This is a genomic window from Streptomyces luteireticuli (assembly GCF_041519305.1).
Lineage (GTDB): Bacteria > Actinomycetota > Actinomycetes > Streptomycetales > Streptomycetaceae > Streptomyces > Streptomyces luteireticuli.
The window spans coordinates 545,077-570,942 of the sequence record NZ_CP167928.1 but is presented as its reverse complement, the minus strand read 5'-3'; the positions used below and the strand labels follow the sequence as shown (position 1 = coordinate 570,942).

At 66.6% G+C, this 25,866-nt stretch carries 16 protein-coding genes and 6 pseudogenes; 12 read left to right on the top strand and 10 right to left on the bottom strand.

All coding sequences use genetic code 11. The features are described from left to right. Nucleotides 1-19 precede the first annotated feature (19 nt). Together dxs and ispH are read right to left on the bottom strand one after the other, a co-directional pair. The gene (gene dxs / locus AB8735_RS38455; RefSeq protein ID WP_372412394.1) at nt 20-2,020 is read right to left on the bottom strand and encodes a 1-deoxy-D-xylulose-5-phosphate synthase; all 2,001 of its coding nucleotides are present in this window, start codon (nt 2,018-2,020) and stop codon (nt 20-22) included. Further along, a complete protein-coding gene (ispH, locus tag AB8735_RS38450) occupies nt 2,017-3,339 on the bottom strand; it encodes a 4-hydroxy-3-methylbut-2-enyl diphosphate reductase (RefSeq protein WP_372412391.1) in 1,323 nt (440 codons plus the stop codon). The genes dxs and ispH overlap by 4 nt, the downstream gene beginning before the upstream one ends. 783 nt (nt 3,340-4,122) lie before the next feature. On the opposite strand from ispH, the gene AB8735_RS38445 reads away from it, so the two are divergent. The 6 genes and pseudogenes from AB8735_RS38445 to AB8735_RS38420 form a co-directional block, all read left to right on the top strand. Continuing rightward, entirely contained in the window at nt 4,123-5,367 is a 1,245-nt protein-coding gene (locus AB8735_RS38445) for a hypothetical protein (protein WP_372412389.1), read from the top strand. A gap of 339 nt (nt 5,368-5,706) precedes the next feature. Continuing rightward, nucleotides 5,707-6,550 (top strand): annotated as a pseudogene (locus AB8735_RS38440) (Tn3 family transposase). A gap of 231 nt (nt 6,551-6,781) precedes the next feature. Continuing rightward, on the top strand, nt 6,782-8,260 hold the full coding sequence (locus tag AB8735_RS38435; RefSeq protein WP_372412388.1) for a prenyltransferase/squalene oxidase repeat-containing protein: 1,479 nt from the start codon (nt 6,782-6,784) through the stop codon (nt 8,258-8,260). A 20-nt stretch (nt 8,261-8,280) separates the two neighbouring features. After that, nucleotides 8,281-9,222, top strand: coding sequence for a terpene synthase family protein (locus tag AB8735_RS38430; protein WP_372412386.1), 942 nt, complete (start codon nt 8,281-8,283; stop codon nt 9,220-9,222). A gap of 186 nt (nt 9,223-9,408) precedes the next feature. After that, nucleotides 9,409-10,212, top strand: coding sequence for a recombinase family protein (locus tag AB8735_RS38425; RefSeq protein ID WP_372412384.1), 804 nt, complete (start codon nt 9,409-9,411; stop codon nt 10,210-10,212). 425 nt (nt 10,213-10,637) lie between these two features. Further along, nucleotides 10,638-11,321 (top strand): annotated as a pseudogene (locus AB8735_RS38420) (IS5 family transposase); the annotation flags it as partial. 20 nt (nt 11,322-11,341) lie between these two features. Here AB8735_RS38420 and AB8735_RS38415 read toward each other — a convergent pair. Beyond that, the gene (locus AB8735_RS38415; RefSeq protein WP_372404421.1) at nt 11,342-13,465 is read right to left on the bottom strand and encodes a recombinase family protein; all 2,124 of its coding nucleotides are present in this window, start codon (nt 13,463-13,465) and stop codon (nt 11,342-11,344) included. Between the two features lie 329 nt (nt 13,466-13,794). Between AB8735_RS38415 and AB8735_RS38410 the strand changes: the two are divergent. After that, a pseudogene (locus tag AB8735_RS38410) lies at nt 13,795-13,959 on the top strand (IS5/IS1182 family transposase); the annotation flags it as partial. Nucleotides 13,960-14,100: 141 nt separating this feature from the next. On the opposite strand, the gene AB8735_RS38405 reads toward AB8735_RS38410, so the two are convergent. Continuing rightward, a protein-coding gene (locus AB8735_RS38405) for an IS3 family transposase (RefSeq protein ID WP_372409833.1) occupies nt 14,101-15,281 on the bottom strand; the annotation gives its coding sequence in 2 pieces (ribosomal slippage) (nt 14,101-15,017 and nt 15,017-15,281; 1,182 coding nt in all). 159 nt (nt 15,282-15,440) lie between these two features. Then, nucleotides 15,441-16,676, bottom strand: a complete 1,236-nt coding sequence (locus tag AB8735_RS38400) for a hypothetical protein (RefSeq protein ID WP_372412383.1) — start codon at nt 16,674-16,676, stop codon at nt 15,441-15,443. A gap of 247 nt (nt 16,677-16,923) precedes the next feature. On the opposite strand from AB8735_RS38400, the pseudogene AB8735_RS38395 reads away from it, so the two are divergent. From AB8735_RS38395 to AB8735_RS38385, 3 genes and pseudogenes are all read left to right on the top strand, one after another. Further along, nucleotides 16,924-17,373 (top strand): annotated as a pseudogene (locus AB8735_RS38395) (transposase); the annotation flags it as partial. Nucleotides 17,374-17,505: 132 nt separating this feature from the next. Beyond that, on the top strand, nt 17,506-19,173 hold the full coding sequence (locus tag AB8735_RS38390; protein WP_372412382.1) for an IS4 family transposase: 1,668 nt from the start codon (nt 17,506-17,508) through the stop codon (nt 19,171-19,173). 13 nt (nt 19,174-19,186) lie between these two features. Continuing rightward, nucleotides 19,187-19,744 (top strand): annotated as a pseudogene (locus AB8735_RS38385) (transposase); the annotation flags it as partial. Between the two features lie 77 nt (nt 19,745-19,821). Here AB8735_RS38385 and AB8735_RS38380 read toward each other — a convergent pair. Next, on the bottom strand, nt 19,822-20,262 hold the full coding sequence (locus AB8735_RS38380) for a hypothetical protein (RefSeq protein WP_372412380.1): 441 nt from the start codon (nt 20,260-20,262) through the stop codon (nt 19,822-19,824). A 504-nt stretch (nt 20,263-20,766) separates the two neighbouring features. On the opposite strand from AB8735_RS38380, the gene AB8735_RS38375 reads away from it, so the two are divergent. Further along, nucleotides 20,767-22,134: a hypothetical protein gene (locus AB8735_RS38375; protein WP_372412378.1), complete on the top strand. Its 1,368-nt coding sequence runs from the start codon at nt 20,767-20,769 to the stop codon at nt 22,132-22,134. 36 nt (nt 22,135-22,170) lie between these two features. On the opposite strand, the pseudogene AB8735_RS38370 reads toward AB8735_RS38375, so the two are convergent. The 3 genes and pseudogenes from AB8735_RS38370 to AB8735_RS38360 all read right to left on the bottom strand — a co-directional run. Then, a pseudogene (locus tag AB8735_RS38370) lies at nt 22,171-22,347 on the bottom strand (IS5/IS1182 family transposase); the annotation flags it as partial. A 42-nt stretch (nt 22,348-22,389) separates the two neighbouring features. After that, a protein-coding gene (locus tag AB8735_RS38365; RefSeq protein ID WP_372409833.1) for an IS3 family transposase occupies nt 22,390-23,570 on the bottom strand; the annotation gives its coding sequence in 2 pieces (ribosomal slippage) (nt 22,390-23,306 and nt 23,306-23,570; 1,182 coding nt in all). 66 nt (nt 23,571-23,636) lie between these two features. Continuing rightward, nucleotides 23,637-23,987 carry a hypothetical protein gene (locus AB8735_RS38360; protein WP_372412376.1) on the bottom strand — a complete coding sequence of 117 codons (351 nt, stop codon included), beginning with the start codon at nt 23,985-23,987 and terminating at the stop codon, nt 23,637-23,639. Nucleotides 23,988-24,316: 329 nt separating this feature from the next. Between AB8735_RS38360 and AB8735_RS38355 the strand changes: the two genes are divergently transcribed. Further along, nucleotides 24,317-24,799, top strand: coding sequence for a hypothetical protein (locus tag AB8735_RS38355; protein WP_372412374.1), 483 nt, complete (start codon nt 24,317-24,319; stop codon nt 24,797-24,799). Between the two features lie 56 nt (nt 24,800-24,855). Here the strand turns inward: AB8735_RS38355 and AB8735_RS38350 are convergent, their stop codons facing one another. Further along, on the bottom strand, nt 24,856-25,851 hold the full coding sequence (locus AB8735_RS38350) for an IS110 family transposase (RefSeq protein ID WP_372412372.1): 996 nt from the start codon (nt 25,849-25,851) through the stop codon (nt 24,856-24,858). Nucleotides 25,852-25,866 lie beyond the last annotated feature (15 nt).

The following is a 25,866-nucleotide window of genomic DNA, read 5'->3' as shown; positions in this document are numbered from 1 at the left end:
AGGAAGGCGTGCCGGGTGGTCATGTCCGTTCTCCTCCGTCGGCGGGCCGGTCGGCGCGGGCACGCAGGATCGAGTAGGCGATGCCCTGCGGGGTGAGCCCGGAGGCGGCGAGGAGGTCGGCGCGGGTGCCGTGGGAGAGGAATCGTCCCGGCAGGCCCAGGACCCGTACCGGTATCCGGAGGCCGGTGTCGGCCAGCGCGCGGGCGACAGCCGTGCCCACTCCCCCGGCGCGGGTGTTGTCCTCTGCCGTGACCACCAGCCGGTACCGGGCGGCGAGTTGGGTGAGCTCTGGCGGGACGGGCAGGACCCAGCGCGGGTCCAGCACCGTCACCCCGATTCCCTGTCCCTCGAGGTAGACGGCCGCCTCCACCGCCGGCCACGCCAGCGGACCCACCGACACCAACAGCACGTCTCGCTTCGACCCCTGGTGGAGGACGTCGACGGGCCCGTGGCGTTCCAGGGCGGGGAGGTCGTCGGTGACGGAGGCCTTGGGAAAGCGCAGGGCGGTCGGCCCGGTGGTGCAGGTGACGGCTTCGGCGAGGAGACTGCGCAGCCGGTCCGCGTCCCGTGGCACCCCCACCCGCATTCCCGGTACCGCACCGAGCAGGGTCAGGTCCCACATGCCGTGGTGGGAGGGTCCGTCCGGGCCGGTGATCCCGGCCCGGTCCAGCACGAACGTCACCGGCAGGCGGTGCAGGGCCACGTCCATCAGGACTTGGTCGAAGGCCCGGCCCAGGAACGTGGCGTAGACGGCGACGACGGGGTGGAGGCCGCCGAGGGCCAGGCCGGCGGCGGAGGTGACGGCGTGCTGCTCGGCGATCCCGACGTCGAAGAACCGGTGCGGGAACCGTTCTCCGAAGCGGGCCAGACCGGTGGGCCCGGGCATCGCTGCCGTGATCGCGACGATGTCCTCGTGTCGCTCCCCCAGTGCGCAGAGTTCCCCGGCGAAGACGCTGGTCCAGCTGGGCAGGCCGATGGCCTTGAGGGGGGCACCGGTTGCGGGGTTGAGGGTGCCGACGGCGTGCATGCAGTCCGCCTCGTCGTCCTCGGCGGGAGCGTAGCCGCGGCCCTTGACCGTCACCGTGTGTACCACCACGGGGCGGCGCAGGTCGCGTGCCATGGCCAGGGCCTCTTCGAGGGAGGGCAGGTGATGGCCGTCGATGGGGCCGAGGTAGGCGAAGCCGAGAAGGTGGAAGAGATTGCGGGCCACCGGCAGCGGCCCCGGGAACACGGCCCCGTCCGCGCTGTCGGTCTCCTGCGCGCGCAGGGTGCGGTCGGTGGGCAGGAGCCAGTCGATGCTGTCGGACCCGTCGCTGCGCAGGTGTTGGAGGTGGTCGGCGAGGGCGCCGATGGTGGGGGCGTAGGAGCGGGTGTTGTCGTTGAGGACGATCACGACCGGCCGGTGCGGTGCGCCGCCGAGGTTGTTGAGTGCTTCCCAGCACATGCCGCCCGTGAGGGCGCCGTCGCCGATGACGGCGACCACTGCCCGGTTGCCTTCGCCGGTGAGGTGGCGGGCTTTGGCCAGGCCGTCGGCGTAGGACAGGACTGTCGAGGCGTGCGAGTTCTCGATCACGTCGTGCGGCGATTCCGCGCGGGAGAGGTAGCCGGAGGGCCCGCCGGCCTGACGCAGCCGGTCGAAGGTCTCGGCTCGCCCGGTGAGGAGTTTGTGGACGTAGCCCTGGTGACCGATGTCGAACAGTACGGTGTCGTGAGGGGAGTTGAAGACCCGGTGCAAGGCGATCGTCAGCTCCACCATGCCGAGGTTCGGACCCAGATGCCCGCCGGTGGCACACACGGTGCCGATCAGGAACGCGCGGATCTCCGCGGCCAGTGCCGTCAGGTCGTCGTGTGTGAGGTCGTGCAGGTCTTTCGGTCCGGTGAGGGAGGACAGGAGCGGAAAACGGGCCTGCAGAGGGCCGGGGCCGGTGGTCGCCGTTGTGTTCGGGGCTGTTGTACGGTTCTTGCGCCGGGTGGAAGGCCCGGGGGCGGTCCTGGTCTTGGGCGTGGGGGGTTGTTTCATCGGTTCTTCACCCCGGCCGGGAGAGCGAAGGTCGCGGTCTCGGCCGTCGTGGTGTGCTCGGTCAGGGTCACCGGGCCGAGTCCGCCGAGGGCTGCGACCACCTCGTCGACCAGGCGCTGGGGGGCCGATGCGCCGGCGGTCAGCCCGATGGTGGCGGCGTCGCTGATCCACTCCGGGCGGATCCCGCTCGCGTCATCGATCAGGTGGGCCCGGGTGCCGTTCCGCTCGGCCAGTTCCACCAGCCGCACAGAGTTCGAGGAGTTGGCCGACCCGACGACCAGCACCACATCCGCCTGCGCCGCGACCGCCTGCAGGGCGTGCTGGCGGTTGGTGGTGGCGTAGCAGATGTCGTCCGACCTGGGCCCCTGCAGACCGGGGAACCGCTCCTCCAAAGCTGTGATCACCGCACTGGTCTCGTCCAGGGCCAGGGTGGTCTGCGTCAGATAGGACACCTGCACCGACTCCGGAAGATCCAGGCGGGCCACGTCCTGCGGGGTCTCGACCAACACCGTCGCCCCGGGTGCCTCTCCGAGCGTTCCCTCGACCTCCTCGTGCCCCGCGTGCCCGACCAGGATCACGGTGTCCCCTCGGGCGGCGAACCGGCGTGCCTCGGAATGGACTTTCGTCACCAGGGGGCATGTCGCGTCCACCACTTTAAGGCCCCGGCGCCGGGCCTCCGCACGTACCTGCGGGGAGACACCGTGTGCGGAGAACACCACTACCGCCCCGTCGGGTACCTCGTCCAGTTCCCCGACGAACACCGCTCCGCGCGCCTCCAGGTCACGGACGACGTGGGCGTTGTGGACGATCTGCTTGCGCACGAACACCCGTCGGCCCGTGGAGGCATGACGCTCCAGCAGTGCCTCCACCACCCCGATCGCCCGCTCCACCCCCGCGCACAACGACCGCGGCGACGCGAGGACCACCCGGCGCGGCCGCATCACACGCGCCCACGCACCCACCACCGCCCGTGCCCCGTTCACCGCATGCAGGGAAGGCACCGCATTCGCGCCGGCGGCCAACGTCACCTCTGAACAGCGGCGAAGAGCATCTTCGTCCCGGGCACCTGTGCCGGCGAGCGCCGCGGGCGCGAGAGCGAGGTGGAAGATGCTGGGCGTGCCCGCAGGCAGCAGGCGGACCGTGCCCATGTGCACGGTGTGTCCGGCACGGGCAAGGGTTCCCGCCAGCAATGGCGCCGCCGGACACAGAGTGGAATCGTCCTCGGGGGTGCGCAGTTCGGTGGCCACCATGACCTCACCCCGGGCCAGAGCAGCAGCCGAGGGCACGGCCGGAGCCATGTACACCACAGGGTCATTCATGATCAGCCGTCCTTGCACAGGTATCGGAGGGATGGGATACACCAGGGGGCAGGAGCCGTCGTCGCTCAGTGGCCACGAAGGGAGGCCGTCCACGGCAGGGTCGAAGCAGGCGAGGTCATCGAGGACCGGTCCGCGTCAGCCACGAAAACCGAATGAACGTGCAACCATTCACACGCTTTCACCGGCCCGGCACAACCCACCCGGCACCGGCAATGCGTGCACGCGTTGAACGCTCGCGCACTCGTGAAGTGCACCGCACAGTAGTCGGTACTCACGTAGCGAAGCCGGGGATAGACCGCTGTACTGCATCAGGCACAGAAAACAGAAGAGCTCAGGGCATTGACGGCCGCACTCGCCAAAGGTACGTGTACAAGCAGATCGCTCGTGCCTCCGGGTGAGTCGGTGCATTCGCCTGCGACCGGTGACAGGTAGCGGAGTGGTCCAAGACCCTGGCCAGATATCCGCCGCCGCGGTATGAGATTCCCACCTCACCGAGCCCTCGAAGCCTCATCGCAAGTCGGCCGTACCCCGGCAGCGAGCCGGAAGTTCCGGTCGACACCAGGCTTGCCGGTGACCGCATGGTAACGAGGCTCTGATTCCGACTCTTCCCTCTCTTCCCTTCTTCCTCTTGCAGTGAATGAAGCGGCCATGGCTCGTCAGCATCCCAATACAGCCCTTGCCGGGCTTCTTGCCGAATCGCGTTGGAGCGCGGCGGAGTTGGCCCGTGCGGTCAATGCCCTGGGCGCTCTCCAGGGTCTGGTACTACGCTATGACCGGACCTCAGTGGCACATTGGCTCGCCGGTTCCCGGCCCCGGGCCCCGGTGCCCGATCTGGTCGCTGCGGCCTTCAGCCGCCGCGCCGGCCGTCTGGTCACCGCCCGGGACACCGGCCTTTCCCGGGCCCCGGCCGGCCCCGTGCCACTGCCGGACATCCCCGTGTCCAAGGAGGTGGGTGCCGTGCACCGCCTGGCCGCCCTGTGCCGAGAGGACACCGACCCCGCACGCCGGGCGCACCTCGCCCGTGCCCCGTACCGCTTCCTCCCCCTGCCCACCTGGGCACCAGAGCGCATTCCGCGGCCGGATGACGGTGCGGGTCCGCCACCGGCACGGGTCGGGCGGCGGGCCACCGCGGCCGACGTGCAGGCCGAGCAGGAGACGGCCCGGGCCTTCGCTCGGCTAGCCGGCCGTCACGGCGGAGCGCCGGTGCGGCCTGCGCTGGCCGCCCACCTCGCCGATCACGCCACCGGCCTGCTATGCGCCCCCGCAACCGAAGAGGTGCACCGGGACCTGCTCACCGCCGTCGCCCAGCTCACCCACCTCCTCGCCCGCATCACGGGCGACACCGGCCGCCCCGGCCTGGCCCAGCAGTACTACCTCACCGCCCTGCGCCTGGCCCGCCAGGCCGACGACCGCCGCCTGTACGCCATCACCCTGCGCGCCCTGAGCCTCCAGGCCCTGCACATGGGCCACCCCCAACGCGCCCTCCAACTAGCCGAAACCGCGCTCGACACCGCCGGCCCCACCACCGACCCGGCTACCCGCGCCTTCCTCCTGACCCAGCACGCCCTCACCGCCGCCCGAACCCACCAGCCCCGTCAGGCCCTACGCGCTCTCACCCTCGCCGAAACCCTCCACGACCAGGCCACCAGCCCGCCCGGCCCATTCACCTCCTACCCCCGCGCCGGACTCGACTACCAACGCGCTCAGACCCTCCTCGCCCTCGGCCACCACACCGACGCCCTCCAGGCCTTCGAGGACTCCCTCACCACCCGGCCGCCCCACCATCACCGGGCCCGCGCCCTCACCCACGCCCGCCTCGCCGAAACCCTTCTCCACACCGGCCACCTCGAAGCAGCCTGCACCCACTGGCACCACTTCCTCGACGACTACCCCCACCTCCACTCCCACCCCACCGACCAAGCCCTCACCCACCTCCACCACGCCCTCACACCCCACACCACCAACCCCCACGCCCAAACCCTCCTCCACCGCGCGCACACCCTCACCCACACCCCCCGCACCGACTGACACCTCCCCCAACCACCCACCACACCCCACACCGGCCGCCCCGCCTGCCCGACTCCCCCAGCACCGGCAGTCCCACACCCCGCCCCGCACACACGCCCCGACGACAGCCGAGCAGCCCAGAACACTCAACGCGAAAGGATCATCCACGCCCCCTATCCTCACACCCCCACCACAGCACACACCTCAAGGCAAGGCACACCTCAAGGCAGGGCGCCGACCACAGCCCGGCACATTAACCCCGGCGCAGAACCACACCGGCGGCGTTCAACACGACGAATAAGGAGCACATGGACTCGTTCCTTACCCGCACCCTGCCCCATCGCGGACACCGAAACCGCCGTGGAACACGCCTTTCCCCCTCCCCCGCACTCCCCGGGACCACGGACACAGAGATCCGAACCCACATACCCGTATCCCATCCTGGACGCGATCTTCAACCTTGACGTCCGCGAGCGGCCCGAGATCGTCATCACCGATACCGGCTCTTACAGCGACCTGGTCTTCGGGCTGTTCGCGATCTGCGGCTACCAGTTCTCCCCGCGGATCGCGGACATCTCCGACGCCCGCCTGTGGCGCTTCGACATGGGCGCCGACTACGGGCCGCTGGAGCCGGTCTCCCGGCACCGGGTGCAGATCGAGCGGCTCCGCCAACGCTGGGAGGACATGCTCCGCGTCGCCGGTTCGCTGCAGACCGGCAAGGTGCGGGCGTACGACCTGCTGCGGATGATGGCCAGCGGCGACCGCGACCGGCTTGGGCGAGGCGTTCGCCCACTACGGCAGGGTCTTCAAGACCCTCCACCTGCTCCAGTTCATCGACTCCGAGGCATACCGGCGCATGATCGGCGTCCAGCTCAACATCGGCGAAGGCCGCCACTCCCTGGGACGGCGGATCTTCTTCGGCCGCCTCGGCGAGCTTCGTCACGGCTACCGCGACGGCATGGAAGACCAGCTCGGCGCCCTCGGCCTGGCCCTCAACGCCGCCGTGTGGTGGAACACCCTCTACATGGACGCGGCGGTCAAGAAACTGGAGGCGGGCGGAGTCACGATCTCCTCCGAGATCCGCTCACGCCTGTCCCCGCTCGTCCATGAGCACATCAACTTCCACGGCCGCTACGCCATCATCCGCTCCCACGGCGATGGCGCCCTGCGACCCTTGCGGGAGCCGGGCGACACCGAGGGGTGAGAAGCGGCCGGATCATTCACCATGCAATGCGGTAAGCCGTCGATACGACAATGGCCGGGGGGTGGCTCTGGCGGGTGAGGGGTGGGACGGGTCACGATGGTGGCCATGAGTGCTGTATCGGACGCTGTGGGTGATGGCGGGCGGGGTTCTCCGAGGACGCCTGAACGGACGCCAGCATGTTCCGTTCCGCCCAGCACCCTCGAGGAACGGGCCCAGACCCTGCTGGGCAGCTTGACCGAACAGAGCCGGCTTACTCCCTCGGTTTACGAGACCGGACGCGTTGTCTCGCTACTGCCGGAACTAGCCCGGCACTCCGAGCGAGTCACCTTCCTGCTCGCCACTCAGAAGCCGGAAGGACATTGGGGGCCGCATCACGCCGGGTACGCCCTGATTCCCACACTCAGTGCGATCGAGGCCCTGCTAGCAGTCCGGCTACGCAATCCCCACGACGCTCGGATCACCTCCGCCGCGCGCTCAGGCGTGCGGAGCCTCGCTGATCTGGCTGAGGCACAGTTGCCTGACTTGCCTGCAGCCGATCTCATCGTCGCCATGCTGGTCCCGCGTATCGAGCAGCACCTGAACGGCAACGCCCCCCTAGAGGGAGCGCCCTTGCGTCTGCCCGACCAACTCCTCGCGTTAGCTTGTCGCAGCGGCAGGCTGACCGCGACGCGCGCCCTGCTGTCCGGCACCGCCCGCATCGAGCCCAAGTTGCTGCACGCCGCAGAAACCTTCGGCGAATGCCGCTGGCCGGACCGCGTGCAGCCGACGGAAGCAGGGGGCATCGGAGCCTCGCCCGCGGCCTCAGCGGCGTGGCTTGCCGCTGGTGGCTCTGCACAGCCCGGGTCACGCGTAGTGCGCCGGTACCTTCGACGGGCGATGCAACAGCACGGCGGGCCCTTGCCCTGCGTCTGGCCCGCCGCCGTCTTCGAACGCGCGTGGGTACTGAACTGGCTGCTCCACTCCGGGATATCGCTGCCAGTGCCCCCGCATCTGCGGCGCGGTCTCCGTGAATCTCTGGGGCCGGAAGGGGCCGCGACCGCACTCGGACTACCCCCGGACGCGGACACCACCAGCATGGTCCTGGCCACTCTCACTCTGCTCGATGAGCCCCTCGCCCCCACGGCACTGCTGCGCTACGAGCTCGACACGCACTTCTGCACATGGCCGGGCGAACAAGGCCAGTCAGTCACCACCAACGCCCATGTGCTCGAAGCCCTGGGCCTGTATGTCCTCGCATGCCCCGCGGAGAAGAGGCGCTATGCCCGATTGATCCGTAAGGTCTCCGGCTGGCTCCGCGACCGGCAACTCGACTCCGGTGCATGGGACGACCGGTGGCACGCCTCGCCCTACTATGCAACGTTCTCCGCAGCTCTCGCGCTGCACCGCTTCGGTGTCCCGGATGCAGCCTCATCCACCAGGACGGTCCAGTGGTTAATGGAGACGCAGCACGATGACGGCTCGTGGGGCATCTGGGGCGGCACCGCAGAAGAAACTGCTTACGCCGTCCTGCTTCTCGCCCGGTTACCAGCCTCTGGGGACGCCCGTTGCCAAAACGCTCTCAACCGAGCTCGGCCCCACCTCGCTTGTACAACCCCAGCCAGTGGTCATCCACCTCTGTGGCATGACAAGGACCTGTACACGCCCAACGCGATCGTCTCAGCCGCACTGCTCGCCGCTGGACACGAAGTCAGAACGTTGACCTCTCCGTGAGACCGAATCAGGGATTGGAAATGAACAGAGTCGATGTCCACAGGGTGATGACCGAGCTAGCCGATCTCCTGCACCTTCAAATCTATCCAGAAAGCGATCGCCTAGAGCAAGAAACTCTGGCCTGGTTCGACGCCCTGGACCTGTCGGGCATTCCGCTGGTGAGTAAAGAGAAGTTGCGCACATATGAATTCGCTCGTGGCGTCGGCGCATCGTTGCCGACTGCCGAGTTTTCCACGGTGCTGTGGTGGAGTAAATTCACCCTCTGGTACATGATCATCGATGACAACTATGCCGAGACCGCCGCCGTCCATGACCTCGCAGGCTACCTCGGCACTGTCGGCGAAATCTGGCGAATTTCGCAAGATACCATGCCTCCCGAACTTCCTGGCACACCGCTCGCTTCTGTGCTGAACGAACTGCTCGACGAGCTGGATAGCTTGGTCAACAGCTGTATCGCTGCACGGATACGCCACGCTCTGCGTGACTACTTCTTCGCTGCCGCTTGGGAAGCAGCTGCCAGGAGTGCCGGATCATTGCCTGACCCATCGGCATATCACACATTCCGGCGACACTTCGCTCTCTTCGTGCTCAACGTTGAGTTTGTTGAGCACCTCCCCGGCTTGCTACTCACCGATGATGAACGCCGGATACCTGAGGTGCGTAAACTTCGCGCATTGGCCTGTGATGTCATGGGGGACATCAATGTACTGTGCTCTCTCCGTAAAGAGGTTACTGTCAACAATTTCTTTCTTCCTGAAGTCACCTCCAGCTCTGAAAATCTCAATGAATACGCTTCTACGTTGCCAGTTCTGTGCCGTAGTCAAGCTCGGGAGATTCTCCAACTGGGACGGATGCTCGCTCCCGATCCAAAGCTGAGCTCGTATGCTACCGCCATTGCCAAATGGGTTGCTGGCACCACATGGTGGCACCAGCAAGCCCTGCGCCATCGTTATCAAGCCTGAGGATCATGGTTTGCTGGGTCTCGGTTCGGTCATCGCGAGGACTGGTGGGCTCTCGGCCTGACTGTTTCATAGGTGTTCGCCTGTGAAACGCCGTCACCCGGCGGACGCGTCCAGGGCGAACCGCATTTCATGAGTTGTTGCAAACGGCTGGACGGTTTGAAACCACTCATGAAACAGTCGGGGCTCGTGAGCGACGACTTCAAGCGCGTGGAATCGCACGACTGCCCGATGTCCACCTGCGCCGCCCCCGCGGGCTCGCCGTGCCGCACCGGCAAGGGCAAGGTGGCCATCCAGTACCACACCGCCCGCTTCCGCCTCGTGCCCCAACTCGCCAAGGCCCTCAACGTGCCGACCCCCGCCGTACGCAAGCCCGGATCCGCCTGGGCCGAGCTGCCCCGGCCGAGGAACGCCGGCGCCGAACCCGTCGGGCACGCCCGCCTGGGGTACGCCCGCGCCTCGACCGCCCGCCAGTCCCTCGACTCCCAGCTCGACTCACTCGCCGAAGCCGGAGTCACCCGGATCTTCTCCCAGAAGATCTCCACCCGCGCCACCCAGCGGCCCGAACTGGACAAGGCCGTCGCCCTCGCCGGCGAACTACGCGCCTCCGGGGTGCGCGTCACGCTCGTCGTCCACGAGCACAAGCGGCTCGGCCGCGGCATCGAACTGGCGACCCTGGCCGAGGAACTGAAGGCGAGCGACGTCAGCCTGGAGTTCCTCACCGGCGAACTGCAGGGCTCCCACGATCCCTCGGGCGTCGTGTTCACGGTGCTGGCCGCGCTGTCGGGCATGGAACGCGAGTACATCCGCGACCGCACCCTGGAAGGTCACGAGTCCGCCCGCAAACGCGGCAAGACCATCGGAGGCGCGGGTGGCAATCCCCTGGGATCGTGGAGTCTTCGTCTATGCGGCTTGAGTGGGCGTTCGATGTTGATTCGCGCTGACCGTTTCAGTGCGCTTTGCCGGGACTCATCACCAATGCACACGGCCTGAAATGCCCGGAAGCTCCCTGCAGGCAGGGAGTTTTCGCCTCATTTCTAAACCAGACAGAATCTGGGCGCTATGTGCGAACCAAACGGGCAACTGGGTCGATGCACCGAAGGGCATGAGTAGGCATATCCGGTGTAAATCACTTCAAAAGACGCTGCCCGCAAAGGGGATATAGCGTCAGGAACCTTCCCTGAATGCCCTCTGAGAGGGCGTTTACCTAGTTCTGTTCCGATAAATGGCCTTTGCCGCTGCCCTAGTTTGCTTGGCTTCGCGAGGTATGCAGACTTCGTGCCCCGTCGCTGCTCGGGACCTGTCGTCCGTTTCGCTCGCTTCTGACGCCGGGAGTCCGTCTGGTTTCAAGATCAGGGAGAATCGCCGAACATGCAGCGGAACGACACCGTCCGTCTCGACCATGATCACGCTACGGCGTGAGCCAGCGGAAGCCGTACCCCAGCGACCTGTCCGACGCCCGATGGGCCTTGATCGAGCCGACGTTGACGGCCTGGCGGAAAGCCCGGCTCGACCGTCGCCCCACCGGAAAGCCGGCCACGGTCGAACTCCGCGATGTGTTCAACGCGATTCTCTATCTGAACCGCACGGGAATCCCCTGGAAGTACCTCCCGCACGACTTCCCCGGACACGGCACCGTCTACTTCTACTACGCGGCCTGGCGCGACGAGGGAATCTTCGCCCAACTCAACTACGACCTCACGGGATTGGCCCGCGTAAAGGAAGGCCGCAAGCCCGAACCCACCGCCTCCGTCATCGACACCCAGAGCGTGAAGACCTCCACCAACGTGCCCGTGACCAGCCAGGGAACCGATGCCGCCAAGAAGATCGTAGGCCGCAAGCGCGGCATCCTGACCGACACGCTCGGCCTCATCCTCGCCGTGACCGTCACGGCCGCCGGCCTCCACGAGAACGCCCTGGGAATACGCCTCCTCGACCAAGCGAAGGAAACGTATCCGACCATCTCCAAGAGCTGGGTCGACACCGGCTTCAAGAACGCCGTCGTCGAGCACGGGGCGAAGCTCGGAATCGACGTCGAAGTCGTCAACAGGAACCCCGGAGTTCGCGGATTTCATGTCGTGAAAAGGCGCTGGGTGGTGGAGACGTGTCAAGCACACTGCACTCATGGATGCGGATCGGCTGGCGTGTTGTCGTTCTCGGTCCAGAGGCGGCGGCTGTACCAGCCGGGCGGGCGAGTCCGTCGTTCCCGCAGTTCGGCAAGTTCTTGCTGGCCGGCGTGAGCGATGAGCCGGTGCGGCCAGGAGCTCTCGCGGCGCGTGGTGATCCAGCCTCGGTTGATCCAGGCGTAGAGGGTGGAGGTGGTCATGTCCAGTTCCGCGGCCAGGTGTTTGAGCCACCATTCGTCCGGGCCGGGGCCTTCGCCGGGAAGTGCGGGGCGGTGGCGGTGGACACGGCCTGCCGGGCAGCCGAGACGGCGCATGAGGTTGCGGATGGTGGTCGCGGTGATCCGTTTGCCGCCCTTCGCCGGGCGGTAGCCCTCGGCTTCCAGGCGGTCGGCGATCCCGCTGGCGCCGGTGCCCTGGCCTGCGAGTTCCCTGATCCGGCTGGTCAGCTGTGGGTAGTAGGACAGTTGGTCGAGCCGCTGGACCGGGCGGACGAGCTCGCCGGAGGTGGTGGCGCCGCCCGCCCAGACGATGACCGCGGTGACGCGTTCGGTGGTGCCGGCCACGGTGACGACGACCTTGTCGACGATCGCGCGGATGATCTCCTTGCGGTCCGTGACCGTCGTCGTCTTCGCATGCCACAGCCCGTTGATGTCACCGGCCAGAGTGGTGATGGTCCGGCGCTCGGCGGGGGTGAGGGTTCGCGGGCTGGTGCGGGTGAAGCGGGCGTGTTCCTCGCGGAGTTTCTGCTGGCTGGCCAGCGCGGTCTCCCATTCCTTCTCCAGCTGGCGCACGACCAGGCGGTTTTCGGGTTCGGCCAGGTGGTAGCAGCGGCGGGCCCGGTCGGCTTCGTACTCGGCCCGCTCCAGCCGCTGGGCCCACAGCTTCTCCAGTTCGGCCCGCTCGGACATGACCTGGTCAGCCGCCTGGAGCGAGACCTCGACGGCGGCGGGCGTGAGCGCGGCCAGGACCTGCTGTTCGACGAAGCGGTCCACGCATGCCGCGTTCAGGAGCTGGCAGGTCCTGGCGGCTCCGTAGTTGGTGACCTCCCGGGAGCACACGTACTCCGGGACGGCCTTGCTCTCCTGGGTGTGATACCGCACGATCACGCGGCGGTGGCAGCGGCCGCAGAAGACCAGCCCGGCCGCGAGAGCGGGCCCGTTGCGGACGGCGCCCATGGTCTCGGCGCGGGCCCGGTTGGCGGCGAGTTTCGCCTCGTTCGCCTCGAACTGGGCCACCGTGATGTAGGCGGGGAGCACGTCGGGGACCATCACGAGCCATTCGTCCCTTGCCTGGACGACCCGGCCCGTGCTGGGGCGGGCGGGGTCCTTGCGGCGTGGGTCGACCCGGCGCCGGCCGTAGGCGTAGATGCCGGCGTAGGCGGGGTTGTGCAGCAGGGTCTGCAGGGTCATCCGGTTCGGCCTCCGCCATTCCAGGGTGCCCTTGTCCGGACCCTCGCGCAGCCGGATGCCCAGCTGGATGTCGTGGTCGACGAGGTAGCGGAGCATCCCGTGCAGCGTGCCGATCCGCTCGAACTGCGCGAAGACCAGGCGGATGACGGTCTGCACCTGCTCGTCCGGGTCGAAGACCACCTCGCCCGAAGGACGGCGGACATAGCCGGAGGGCAGCGGGAAGGTGAGTTCGCCGCGGCGGGCCTTGTTGATGCGTCCGTTCCACATCCGCTGCTTGATCAGGTGGAGTTCGGCCTCGCTCATCGTGCCCTTGAGCCCGAGCAGCAGCCGGTCGTTGTAGTCCGCCGGGTCGTAGACCCCGTCGGTGTCCGCCAGCACCGCCCCCGACAGGGCACACAACTCGATGAGCTGGTACCAGTCCTTGCCCGAGCGGGCCAGACGGGACATCTCGATACCGAGCACGAGGCCGACGTGGTCCAGGCCGATCTCAGTGACCAGCCGCTGGAAACCGGTCCGGGCCACCGCACTCGCCCCGGACATCCCCTGGTCGTCGTCGATCACCAGGACCCGGTCCGCCTCCCAGCCCAGCCTCACCGCCCGGTCCACCAGCGCATACTGCAGCCGCGTCGACTCCTGATGATCCAGGACCTGCTGCCGCGTGGACTGACGGACATAGACCGCCGCGAGACGCAGGAGGTGACGGTCGGTCACCTTACTGTCAGCCCTCTCCCAGGGCATCACCGCTGTCATGACCGGCCCCGTTCACCCGGCGCCGCAGCGGTCGACATCACGCGGCCAGCCAGCTTCGCCAACTGCCGCACCACCGCCTGCCGGTTCACCTCCGGCAGCCCGGCCCACACCCTCTCGTCCGACGCCGGCCGCACAGTCCTCTGGGGCCGACATCACCTCCGTCGCACATGCCACGACCCCCTCGCCACGGCCCTCCAGCCGCTCGGCCACCATGACCAGCCGCAACAGGCCCTCACGACCGATTATCGGCGCACGTCCACACTCGTGACTATCCATATGCGCAGTGTGCTTGGGCGATGGAACGAAGTTTTGGTTGGATCATGATGCACCGCCGGCTCGCCCGCGACTACGAGACCAAGCCCGAGCACTCCGAGAGCATGATCCGCCTCGCCGCGATCTCCAACCTCGCGAAGCGGGCAACCGGCGAATCCACCCCCACCTGGCGAGACACATAAAACGCAATCACTCACGAACTACACGAACCAGACGTCCTCTTAGATCTGAAATGGCGTCATTCTTGTGGTGATTTCTGACGCCCCGGGTGGCGGACTCCCCTGAGGCGCCGCGAGTTCTCCGGACAAGCGTCTGACGGTCTCTTACGCGACGGATCGCAACTTCTGGTATTCGGCATGGACTTCACGGGGAGGCCGGTATCCCACTGCCGAGTGAAGGCGTTTGTGATTGTACCAGAATTCGATGTACCGGGTGATGTCCTGTCGGGCAGCTTCACGGGTCAGGTAAGTTACGCGTGATGCTCGCTCGTTTTTCAGTGTGCCGAAGAACGATTCGGCGATAGCATTATCGAAGCAGATTCCGGTGCGGCCGGCTGATTGCCGCAGTCCGAGCCCTGAGAGGACGCCCGCGTACTCGGCTGACATGTAGTTGCTGCCGCGATCCGAGTGGAATATGGCTCCCGCGGCCAGCTTCCGGTTGCGGGCGGCGTTGCGTATGGCCCGGGATATCAGAGGTGTCTGGTAGTGGTCGTCCATTGCGTATCCGATGACTTCCTTGGTGCAGCAGTCGATGACCGTCGCCAGATAGAGCCATCCTTCACCGGTTTTGATGTAAGTGATATCGCCGACGAGCTTTTCGCCGGGGGCATCGGCGGTGAAGTCGCGGCCGACGAGGTCGGGCAACGCGCCGGCCGCGGGCCGGGTCAGGCCGAACCTCTTCGGCTTCGGCTGGCAGGTCACCAGGCCCAGGACCCGCATCAGCTGGCGGACCAGCTCCAGGCCGGCGGCCACGCCCCAGCGGGCCAGCTGGGCATGCACGCGCCGGTACCCGTATGTGCTGTCCGACATCTCGAATACCTTCCGGATGAGCGTCTTCAGTTCCTCGCGGCGTTTCGCCGTCGCGGAATCGGAGCGCGAGCGCCAGTCGTAGTAGCCAGATTTGGACACGCCGAGCCGCTGGCACATGAACTCGACTGTGTAGGCGTACTCCTCGGTGTCGAGTCGCATCGTTTCGATGAACTCGAACTTGCTGGCTACCGGGGATCCCTCGCGAAGTACGCTGCGGCTTTTTTCAGGAACGCGTTCTCCATCTCAAGCTCACGGACGCGCCGTTCCGCTTCCTTCAGACGGGCCCGTTCGTCAAGCGCCAATGGTGCATCGGCCGTCGGCTCGTTGCGCCGCTTATGCTTCTTCACCCAGCCGCGGAGCGTCTCCGGGTTGATTCCGAGTTCACGCCCTACCTCGGTGACGGTCTTGCTCGACTGCAACGCGATCTGGACGGCTTCTTCCCGGAACTCCGGGGTGTACTTGCTGGGTGGCGCCACTTCTTCTTCCTCGTTTCCTGTTCAGGACAACCCTATTGGATGCCTGTCCGGAAACTTCGGGGCTCCTCACCCCGTACGGGTCGGGGACTGGCGCGGTGATCAAGTCCCCGTGTCCAGTCCCCCAGGTTTCCCGGTAGGGCGGCCTCGCCCCGTTGGCGGTCAGGTTGCCTTGTAGCGGGCGGCAGCCATGTTGAGGTGGTTCGTGGTCGCGCCGCCGACGAGCACGATCTTGTTGGCAGTTTGCAGGACGATGGCGCGGCCGCCGTCGCCCTGGCCGGCGAAGTCGGTGCGCACGATGCCGCCGGTACCGAACGCGGCATCCAGGGTGCCGTTCGGGTTGAGCCGCCAGAGCCCGAAGTCGCCCACCATAGGGTCGGCGAAGCCCGTGAGACCGGTGGCCTCACCAATGAACCCGCCTGCGACGATCTTCCCGTCGTTCTGCAGCACCAGGCCGCGCACCCCGTCCGGGATGAGCGGGGAGGGATCGGACTGTGTCTTCCCGCCAGTGCCGAAGGCGGCATCCAGGCTGCCGTCGGGGTGGTAGCGAACCCAGCCGGCCTTGATGTCCCCGCCGGTCCCGAAGGGGTCGGCGGCGTCAATGTCCCCGCCCAGGACGATGGCGCCGTCCGCCTTCACGAGGACCACGAACCCGAGGTCGTTGAGCCCGTTGAAATCGGTGCGCACGAACCCGCTGGTGCCGAACGTGGCATCCAGGGTGCCATCGGTGTTGAACCGGGCGAGCAGGAAGTCGTCCTGCGTGATGGTGTCGAATCCGGCGACCAGGAACTTGCCCGTGCTCAGCAGGGCCAGGGCAAACAGGTGGCCGGAGTTGCCGATCGGCACGGCCGCTTTGCCCCCACCCGCGAAGGTGGCATCCAGGCTCCCATCGGGGTTGAGCCGGATCAGCCCGGGATTAGCACCGGCCACCCCCGCCCCGAGAATCTTGCCGTCCGGCTGGATGGCCATCGCCCGGATGGCGTCCCCTGTCGCTCCGCTGATGTCGTAGGTGACCGTCCCGCCGGTACCGAACGAGCTGTCCAGCGTGCCGTCGGTATTGAGCCGGGCCACCGAGATGTTCCCGGCCAGCTCAGATCCCGAAAAGCCGCCCACGACGATCTTCCCGTCGCTCTGGAGGGCGACGGCGCGGGCGACGTCCTCCTGGCCCGTGAAGTTGATGACGACCTTGCCGCCGCTGCCGAAGGAAGCGTCCAGGCTCCCGTTGGGGCTGAGCCTGACCACCCCCCAGTCTCCGCTGGAGACATCGCCGACCCGGCCCGCCAGCACCAGACTCTGATTGCCCTGGACGGCCACCGCGTTCGCGATGGAGATCGGGCCGAAGTCAACACTGACCTTGCCGCCTGTGCCGAACGAGGTGTCGAGATCACCGGCAGCCATGGCTCACCTCGCACCGAGCCGCATCTATGGATCGCATGGCCGAACCTCCTCTTGCCGAATCCCTGTCAGTCTTGGTAGAGAAATGCCCGAGGAGGTGACCACTGCACCCCTCGTGTCACGGCGCACACACGCGAACCCCAGCGCCCCGGCGCATACCGCAGCGCATGCGGACTGTCATGCGCTGCACGGCGCGCAGTGCGCACGAACCGGCCTGGTGGCGGCGCCCGCATGACCGTGGCCCGAGGTCGGGCCCGTCGAGATTGACGTCCCGCGCGACCGGGAGGGCAGCTTCGAGCCGCAGATCGTCAAGAAACGGCAGCGCCGGCTGACCGGCGTCGATGAGATGGTGCTTTCCCTGTCCGCCCGTGGCCTGACGCACGGCGAGATCTCTGCTCATCTCGCGGAGGTCTATGGCGCCGAGGTGTCCAAGACGACGATTTCCACGATCACGGACAAGGTGATCGACGGCATGCACGAATGGCAAAACCGGCCCCTCGACTCGGTCTACCCGGTCCTGTTTATCGACTGTGTGCACGTGAAGCTGCGGGACGGCCAGGTCGCCAACAGGCCGATCTACGTCGTGCTCGCGGTCACCGTCGAAGGCACCCGTGAGATTCTCGGTCTGTGGGCCGGCGACGGCGGCGAAGGAGCAAAGTACTGGCTCCAGGTCCTCACCGAGATAAAGAACCGGGGCGTCGACGCAAGGCCACGGAGTTAAGACGCGACTTCATCCGTCAAGAGGGTGAACTCGGCTCGTGATGCGGACGCGGGAACGGGACCTCCGGTACAGCAAGGGATCGACCAAGATCTACTCGCTGAAGAGGTCCCGTTGACCGACCAGTGTGCCACTGCTGTGCCTGAGTGTGGTGGCAGTGCGGGGAAATCCCCGCTCGCGCCAGGGCACTTGGGTGAGCTGACCCGTTACCTTCCCGTCGAACTTGTCGATGCGGTCCTGGAGGAGAGCCGCGCGTTTGAGCGTCGGCGGCGCCTCCTGCCATCGCGTGTCGGCGTGTACTTCGTCCTGGCTCTGTCGCTGTTCCCCGCGCTGGGTTACCTGCGTGTCTGGGGCAAACTGACGGCCGGATTCGCCAGGCTGGAGGTTGTACGTCCGAGCGAGAAGGCCCTTCGATGCCTGCGGCGGCGCTTGGGGCCTGCCCCGCTCAGGGCCTTGTTCGAGGTGGTGGCCGGGCCGCTCGCGCAACCCACCACGGTCGGGGTCCGCTACCGGCGCTGGCGGACCGTGGCCTTCGACGGGTGCAGCGCGGTGAAGGTGCCCGACTCCGAGCGGAACCGGGCCTGGCTCGGCAAGATCCAAGCCCGGCTGGGGTGGGCCGGCTACCCCCTCCTCCGGCTGATGACGCTCTGCGAGACCGGCTCCCGCGGTCTGCTCGGTGCGGTCTTCGGGCCGACGAACGAGTACGAGACCGCGTATGCGCGTCGCCTCCTGCCGCTGGTGGACGCCACCATGCTCGTGCTCGCCGACCGGGGCTTCGATGCAGACGACTTCCTGTCGGACACCGCCGCCACCGGAGCTCAGTTCGTCATCCGCATCACCGCCCGCCGCCGCCCGGCCGTCCTGGCCGTGCTGCCGGACGGCTCGTATCTCACCCGGCTCGGCAGGCTCAAACTGCGCGTCGTCGACGCGACGATCACGATGACCACGGACAGCGGCGAGACACTCTGCGAGCACTACCGCATCGCCACCACCCTGCTCGACTACCGCCGCGACCCCGCCGAAACACTGGTCCGGCTCTACCACGAGCGCTGGGAGGTCGAGTCCGCCTACTACGCGCTGCGGCACACCCTGCAGGACGGTCTTGTGCTCAGGTCGCAGGACCGCGCGGGCCTGGAGCAGGAAGTGTGGTCGCAGCTGATCGTCTACCAGCTCCTGCGGACGGCGATGGTCGACGCCGTGGAGTCATGTCCGGGCACAGACCCGGACCGCGCCAGCTTCACCATCGCTCTGGAAAGCGCACGCGAGCGGATCATCCTTGCCGACGCCGCCGCAGGTGTTCACGACGAGCTGGTCGGCGCCATCGGCCGGGCCGTGCTGGACGGTCTGCTGCCACCGAGGCGGGCCCGCACCAGCGCCCGCTCGGTCAAGGCCGCCCGCACGCGATACCCCACCAGACCCGCAGAACCCCGCCCCCGGCAGAGCAAGGTGATCAGCGGCCTGGCCATCACGCTTCGCGCGGCTCCCGAGGCCCCGCCCCGACCGACAGACAGCCGTGAAGACCAGCGCAAGGCTGTTACCGGGATCAGGCCCATGGGCGCCGGAAATCGAAACCGGGCCTTCCACCTCATGGCCACCGAGCCCGAACGGCCCTGGCGTCCTCGCGAAGTCGCCATCGCCCTGGGCATTTACAACTACGCGAGCTTCGCGACCCAGATGACCCAGTGGGCGGCCGAAGGCCTTCTCAAGAAGATCGCCTACGGGACCTACACCCTCGCCGACGCATGGAAACGGACCGCCTTGACGGACGCGAACAGGGCTTAACTCCGTGGCCTTGGGCGTCGACGACGTCTGCATGGTCGTCTGTGACGGCTTGAAGGGCCTGCCTGATGCGATCGGGACGGTCTGGCCCCAGGCCATCACGCAGACCTGTGTCGTTCACCTTCTGAGGGCGTCGTTCCGTTACGCGGCCCGGCAGGACTGGGACAAGATCTCGAAGGCGCTCAAGCCCGTCTACACCGCCCCGACCCAGGATGCCGCGGAGGAGAAGTTCCTCGAGTTCTGCGAGACATGGGGCAAGAAATACCCGGCGATCGTCAGGCTGTGGGAGAACGCCTGGGCCGAGTTCGTGCCCTTCCTCCAGTTCGACACCGAGATACGGCGGATCGTCTGCACCACGAACGCCATCGAGAGCGTCAACGCACGCATCCGCAAGGCCGTCCGCGCCCGCGGGCATTTCCCGAACGAGCAGGCAGCGATCAAGTGCGTCTACATGGCCGTCATGAGCCTCGACCCGACCGGGCAGGGACGCAAACGCTGGTCACAACGCTGGAAGGCCGCCCTCAACGCCTTCGAGATCACCTTCGACGGCCGGCTCTCAGCCGCCCGCCGCTGACCCACTAACAACTCCAGAACCACCGTTAACTTTACGGACCCGACGGGCTGTGTGTCCAGCTGCGTTCGTCGACTGGATCACTGTGGTGGTCTCAGGTCCAGGGTGCGGCGTACGGTCGTGGAGACGGGTTCGGTACCGTGGAGCTGGCTGATGACGATGGTGATGTCGACGCGATCGCCAGTCTGGGCGCGTTTGGCTCTGCCGGTGGGGACATAGACGTCACCGCTGTGCTGTTGGTTGTCGCAAACCACCCTGTCGTCGGTGAAGCCGTTGCCTTTGGGATAGGCCTGGTCCTCGACGGTGATTTCGGCGTCCCCGGCTGTGGCCTGAGTTCCGTCGCCGAGTCCGGTGCAGGTGTAGGTGTAGCCCACGTGGATCTGTGAACCGTCTCCGGTTGAGTCGACTTGGGCCCAGTCGGCGGTCAGTGTGATCGGGTCGGAGGCAAGGGCGGTCGGGGTGTTTGTGAGGAGCATCCCGGCGGCCAGAGCCGGTCCGGCGAGCAGTACGGGAGTGCGCAAGCGGCGTGGCGGGGCCATAGGAGTGCCTTTCTAACTGCGGGGACACAGGCCGGAACAACCTGGGTGTTCCTTCAAGCGTGCGGTGGTCTGGGCCGTGGCGCACGCCCGGCCCGCCACAGGGCGGACAGCGACGCTGGCTCGTCTGTTGGTACCGCGAAGTCCTGGGACGGTACCCAGAGCCGTTCCAAAGTCGCAATGGGTCAAGCCATCTCGCCGATCGAATGGGTGACCGAGTCGGCGTCCGTGCAGCTCAGCGCCGCTTTGTCGAACCGTACGGCCTGATGGTCCGTGAGGCGATTAAGGATGCCGGTCATGTCCCCAAGTCTCTGACCAGCGGAGATGCAGTCGACTGCCGACCCTGGAACAGCCCTGGGACGGTACCTGATGAGCCGCCGTGGCGAGCGGCTTTACTCCATCACGGTGAGCGGCCGCGCGGCAGACCGTTCAGCCGGGCCCGGGCGGATATGAATGCATGGAATCTTCCGATTGTCGTACGGAGGAGCGGTGTACCAACGATTCACGCCGGCCCGGACGGCCGTGTGCGGCAGCCTGCTGCTGGCTCTGGTGGCGGTCACCGGTACGCAGACCGGTGCCGCTGTGCCCGAGTCTCGGCCCTGGCCGCCCTCCGCGATTGCAGCCCCGATTCCTGGGCCGCCAGCGCTCAGCAAGAACATGAGCGATCAGATCGCCAAATACGCCGGGGCGTGCCAGGAGACCAAGCAGCAAGACCAGACGGTCAAGGCGCTGTGCGAGGTCGACTGGAAACAGATGTACGACCGGGCGACCAATCTGGTCAAAGGCGCCAACGGCAGCGCCGAGGTGCGCCAGGCCCTGAAGAAGGCGCCGAAGACGCTGCAGAGCAACGAGCAGCGGTGGGCCTGGGCCAGGGAGGTGGTCCGGACCTCGGAGGATTATCTTGAGAAGTTTTCCCAGGCCAAGAAGGCGTTCCGGACGATCAAGTCGAGTGCCTTCACCGGTGTGGGGGCTGCGCTGAGCAACGCGATCTCCAACTCCGACGTGTGGGGCGATCCCAGTGCCACTCCCACGGAGAAGGCCTACGCGGTGCTCGGTAGCCTGCCAGTCGTAGGCGAGATGCTGGGCTTCGTCAAGAGCGCGCAGAAGGAGGATGTGGAGGGCGTTATCGTCAACACCCTAGCGTTGGCGGGAATCATCGCCACCTTCGCCTTCCCGCCGGCCGCTCTTTTGATCGAGGCCATCATCCTGGGGTACAACGTCGTCAAGGTGTTCCTCAGCTTCTTCACCCAGCAGAGCGGTCCCTTCGACCAGCATTCCGCCATTAAGGAAGGCTTCGTCCGCGCCAACGACAAGGAGGGCGTTGGCTTCCACTGGGCCACACCACAGGATGAACGGGCGAAGGCTACCGGGAGCCGACAACTAAGAAAGCACTACATGATCTTCACCAGCAATGCTCCGCATGAGGCGCTGTTGCGGGAGATCAGGCTGGGCGCCGGGGCATTGGAAGTGGATAGCGTCGTCGCCCGGGCCGGGTCCCACGACGGGCCGCAACTGGCCAAGTTCACCTGTCAGGACAAAGTAATCGACTTTATCTGCAGTCCTTCCAACACAGTCCCGTTCGGCAAGCACTACAGCCTCAAGAACCGGGCCGTGTATCTAGAGCTCACCTTCGAGGACGTGGGTGCACCCTGTACAGGGCCATGCCCTACCCAAGGCCAGCGCATCGTGGTGAAGACACAGGAATACGGCTCCAACCCTGTCTACGAGGAGACGTTCCTGACCGTCACCGGCCAGCCGCCCCATCGCACACACAAGAGGTTCTGCCCTGCCGGGGCATACTGCCCCCTGCCCGGACCGTACCCTGGAGGTAACCCCTTTGAGGAAGTTTCATCGTGATTCGTGCAGGTCAACGGCTCTGAGCCCTTTCCAACCTCAGTTTGTGCGGTTGAGGTGGAGGGTGAGGATGGCCTGGACGGTGCGGGTGATGCGGGTGGTGCTGCGGCGGAGCTTGCGGAGGAGCCGCCGGTTCTTGAGGGTGGCCATGGCTCGTTCGCCGAGAGCGCGGATCTTGGCGTGGCACCGGTTGACAGCCTTCTGGCCTGCGGAGAGGTGAGGCGCCGCGAGTTCTCCGGACAAGCGTCTGACGGTCTCTTACGCGACGGATCGCAACTTCTGGTATTCGGCATGGACTTCACGGGGAGGCCGGTATCCCACTGCCGAGTGAAGGCGTTTGTGATTGTACCAGAATTCGATGTACCGGGTGATGTCCTGTCGGGCAGCTTCACGGGTCAGGTAAGTTACGCGTGATGCTCGCTCGTTTTTCAGTGTGCCGAAGAACGATTCGGCGATAGCATTATCGAAGCAGATTCCGGTGCGGCCGGCTGATTGCCGCAGTCCGAGCCCTGAGAGGACGCCCGCGTACTCGGCTGACATGTAGTTGCTGCCGCGATCCGAGTGGAATATGGCTCCCGCGGCCAGCTTCCGGTTGCGGGCGGCGTTGCGTATGGCCCGGGATATCAGAGGTGTCTGGTAGTGGTCGTCCATTGCGTATCCGATGACTTCCTTGGTGCAGCAGTCGATGACCGTCGCCAGATAGAGCCATCCTTCACCGGTTTTGATGTAAGTGATATCGCCGACGAGCTTTTCGCCGGGGGCATCGGCGGTGAAGTCGCGGCCGACGAGGTCGGGCAACGCGCCGGCCGCGGGCCGGGTCAGGCCGAACCTCTTCGGCTTCGGCTGGCAGGTCACCAGGCCCAGGACCCGCATCAGCTGGCGGACCAGCTCCAGGCCGGCGGCCACGCCCCAGCGGGCCAGCTGGGCATGCACGCGCCGGTACCCGTATGTGCTGTCCGACATCTCGAATACCTTCCGGATGAGCGTCTTCAGTTCCTCGCGGCGTTTCGCCGTCGCGGAATCGGAGCGCGAGCGCCAGTCGTAGTAGCCAGATTTGGACACGCCGAGCCGCTGGCACATGAACTCGACTGTGTAGGCGTACTCCTCGGTGTCGAGTCGCATCGTTTCGATGAACTCGAACTTGCTGGCTACCGGGGATCCCTCGCGAAGTACGCTGCGGCTTTTTTCAGGAACGCGTTCTCCATCTCAAGCTCACGGACGCGCCGTTCCGCTTCCTTCAGACGGGCCCGTTCGTCAAGCGCCAATGGTGCATCGGCCGTCGGCTCGTTGCGCCGCTTATGCTTCTTCACCCAGCCGCGGAGCGTCTCCGGGTTGATTCCGAGTTCACGCCCTACCTCGGTGACGGTCTTGCTCGACTGCAACGCGATCTGGACGGCTTCTTCCCGGAACTCCGGGGTGTACTTGCTGGGTGGCGCCACTTCTTCTTCCTCGTTTCCTGTTCAGGACAACCCTATTGGATGCCTGTCCGGAAACTTCGGGGCTCCTCACACCCAGTGCGTCCTCAAGATCTTCGCGATCCGCTCGGGAGATGCCTGGCGGCTGGTCAGGTCGGTGATCACGTAGACCGTCTCCCGGCTCTGCTTGCCGGTCTTGGTGTCGGTGCGGTGCCGTACGACCTTGGCGATCTGAACGGCGTGAGGGAAGTCGACTCCGAGGCCGGTGACGGTCAGGGCCGTGAGGACCCGCGTCTCCTTGTGGCCGTGGCTGGTGGTGCGGTCGTGGAACTTCGCCGTTGCCCGGTCCCAGGGCAGGGTCCGCAGTTGTCCGTGTAGGTTCTTCTGGTTCCGCTTCACGGTGAAGACGTAAATGATGTCCCGTAAGCCCTGGTCAGGCATGTGATGATCTTGGTGTGAGTGCTGTGGTCACGGCGTCTGAGCCGAGGTGGATAGGCCTGTTCTCCGGGCTGAGCGAGCGGCAGTTCCGCAAGCTCGTAGGTGTGGTGCGGCGTCGTGGCGGTGGGGCGCCGACCGGTGGCCGGCCATGGTCCCTGCCGCTGTGAGGCTCTCGGGGGCGTGTGCGGGTATTCGTGAGCCGGTTGTGTGTTCCAGTGCGCCCTGTTCGCTGGACTGGCTGGTTTGTGCTGCTGGCAGGACACTCCGAGCACCGCAGCGCTCTCTGGCTTCCCTGGGTGCTGCGGCACCGTGGACCGGAAGGGGAACTCGCCATGCGAAACGTACGCTCCCGCCTCACCACCACAGGCCCAAGGACCGGCAAGGCCGCTGCAGCCACCGCCCTGGCCCTGGGCCTCCTCACCGCCCTCACCACACCCGCCCACGCGCAAGGCCCCGTCCACGGATGCCCTTCAGGCGACGGCTGCGTCTACAAGACTCAGGCCGACTACAACAACAACTCCCCCAGCGCGAAGCTGAGCCTGAAGGTAACCGCCACCTACCTCGGCTTCCCCATCACGATCATCGACGTCGACGTCAACAACTCTGACGCCCCTGCCTACACCTCTGAAGGAAAATTCGTCCTCAGGATCCCCGGTGTGCTCTGTGTGTACGTCCCCGATGACAAGGACGTACAGGCACCCGACACCATCGAGAACCCCGCAGACGGAGCCATGGTCAACGCCATGGCAGTCGGCGCAACCAAAGCAGACGTGGAGGCGATTGCCGTCGTAGCCCTCAGCAACTGCGGCTCCTGAAAACGGCGCGTGAAGGGCCACAGGCCCTACGTGACCCCCAGGAAAGCGGCATGCAGTCAGGTCAGTGCCTGTCGGTGAGGCCTGCATGGCAACTCTCGCGGAGGGGGCGCCAGGGGCCTGGCCGGAAGGCTCGCCAGGGTCGTTCTCAACGACATCCGGGGTCGTTGAGACCCCTTCCCGGCATAGCCATCATTCCGGTCACCCTGACCGTTCCTTGAAGCGTCCACACGGACGGCAGCGCGAACGGCCTTCTTCTGTAGTCCCTGTGCGGTGCGTCGGGTCACGTACTCGCGGGTGCGTCGGTCGTGTTGCATGCGGACGACCGCGATGCGGTAGAGGGCCGCGTTGGCGGACCGGTTGCCTCCCCGGTTGAGCCGGTGCCGGTCCCGGCGGCCGGAAGAAGCGGGCAGAGGCGCGGCGCCGCACAGGTGGGCGAAGGCTGCCTCGGAGCGCAAGCGCTCGGGGTTGTCACCGACAGCTGCCAGAAGGCGGGCTGCGGTCTCGGGGCCGACGCCGTTGACGGCCAGGAGTGCCGGCGCGGTCTGAGCTGCCAGTGCTTTCAACTCCACGTCGTAGTCGCTGATTTCGCGCGCCAGGTCCTGGTAGCGGCGGGCAAGTCGGCGCAGGGTGAACTTGGCCGCGGCGGTGGGATCGGCCAGGTCCGGTGTCGGTCGGAGTCTGGCGCACGTGCTGATCAGCTCTGCCGGTGCCAGACCGCGCAGTTGGCCGTGCAGGGTGTCGGGTGCGGTGACCAGGAGGCTGCGGATCTGGTTGATGGCCTGGGTGCGGGCCTTCATGGCCGAGGTACGGGCGTTGTGCAGGACACGTAGTCCCTCGGCGGCACCGGCGTGGGTCTTGGGGATGATGCCCGCGCGTCCGGAGGCGACCGCCTCGGCGGCGGCGTAGGCGTCGACGGGATCGGACTTGCCCAGCTGGCGGCGCATGCGCCGGTCAGGCCGGTAGATGTCGAACACTTGCAGGCCGGCGGCAGCCAGGGCGCGTGCAAGCTGGGTGCCGTAGGATCCGGTGCCCTCGACGCCGACGGCGAGCACGGCCCCGAAGGAGTG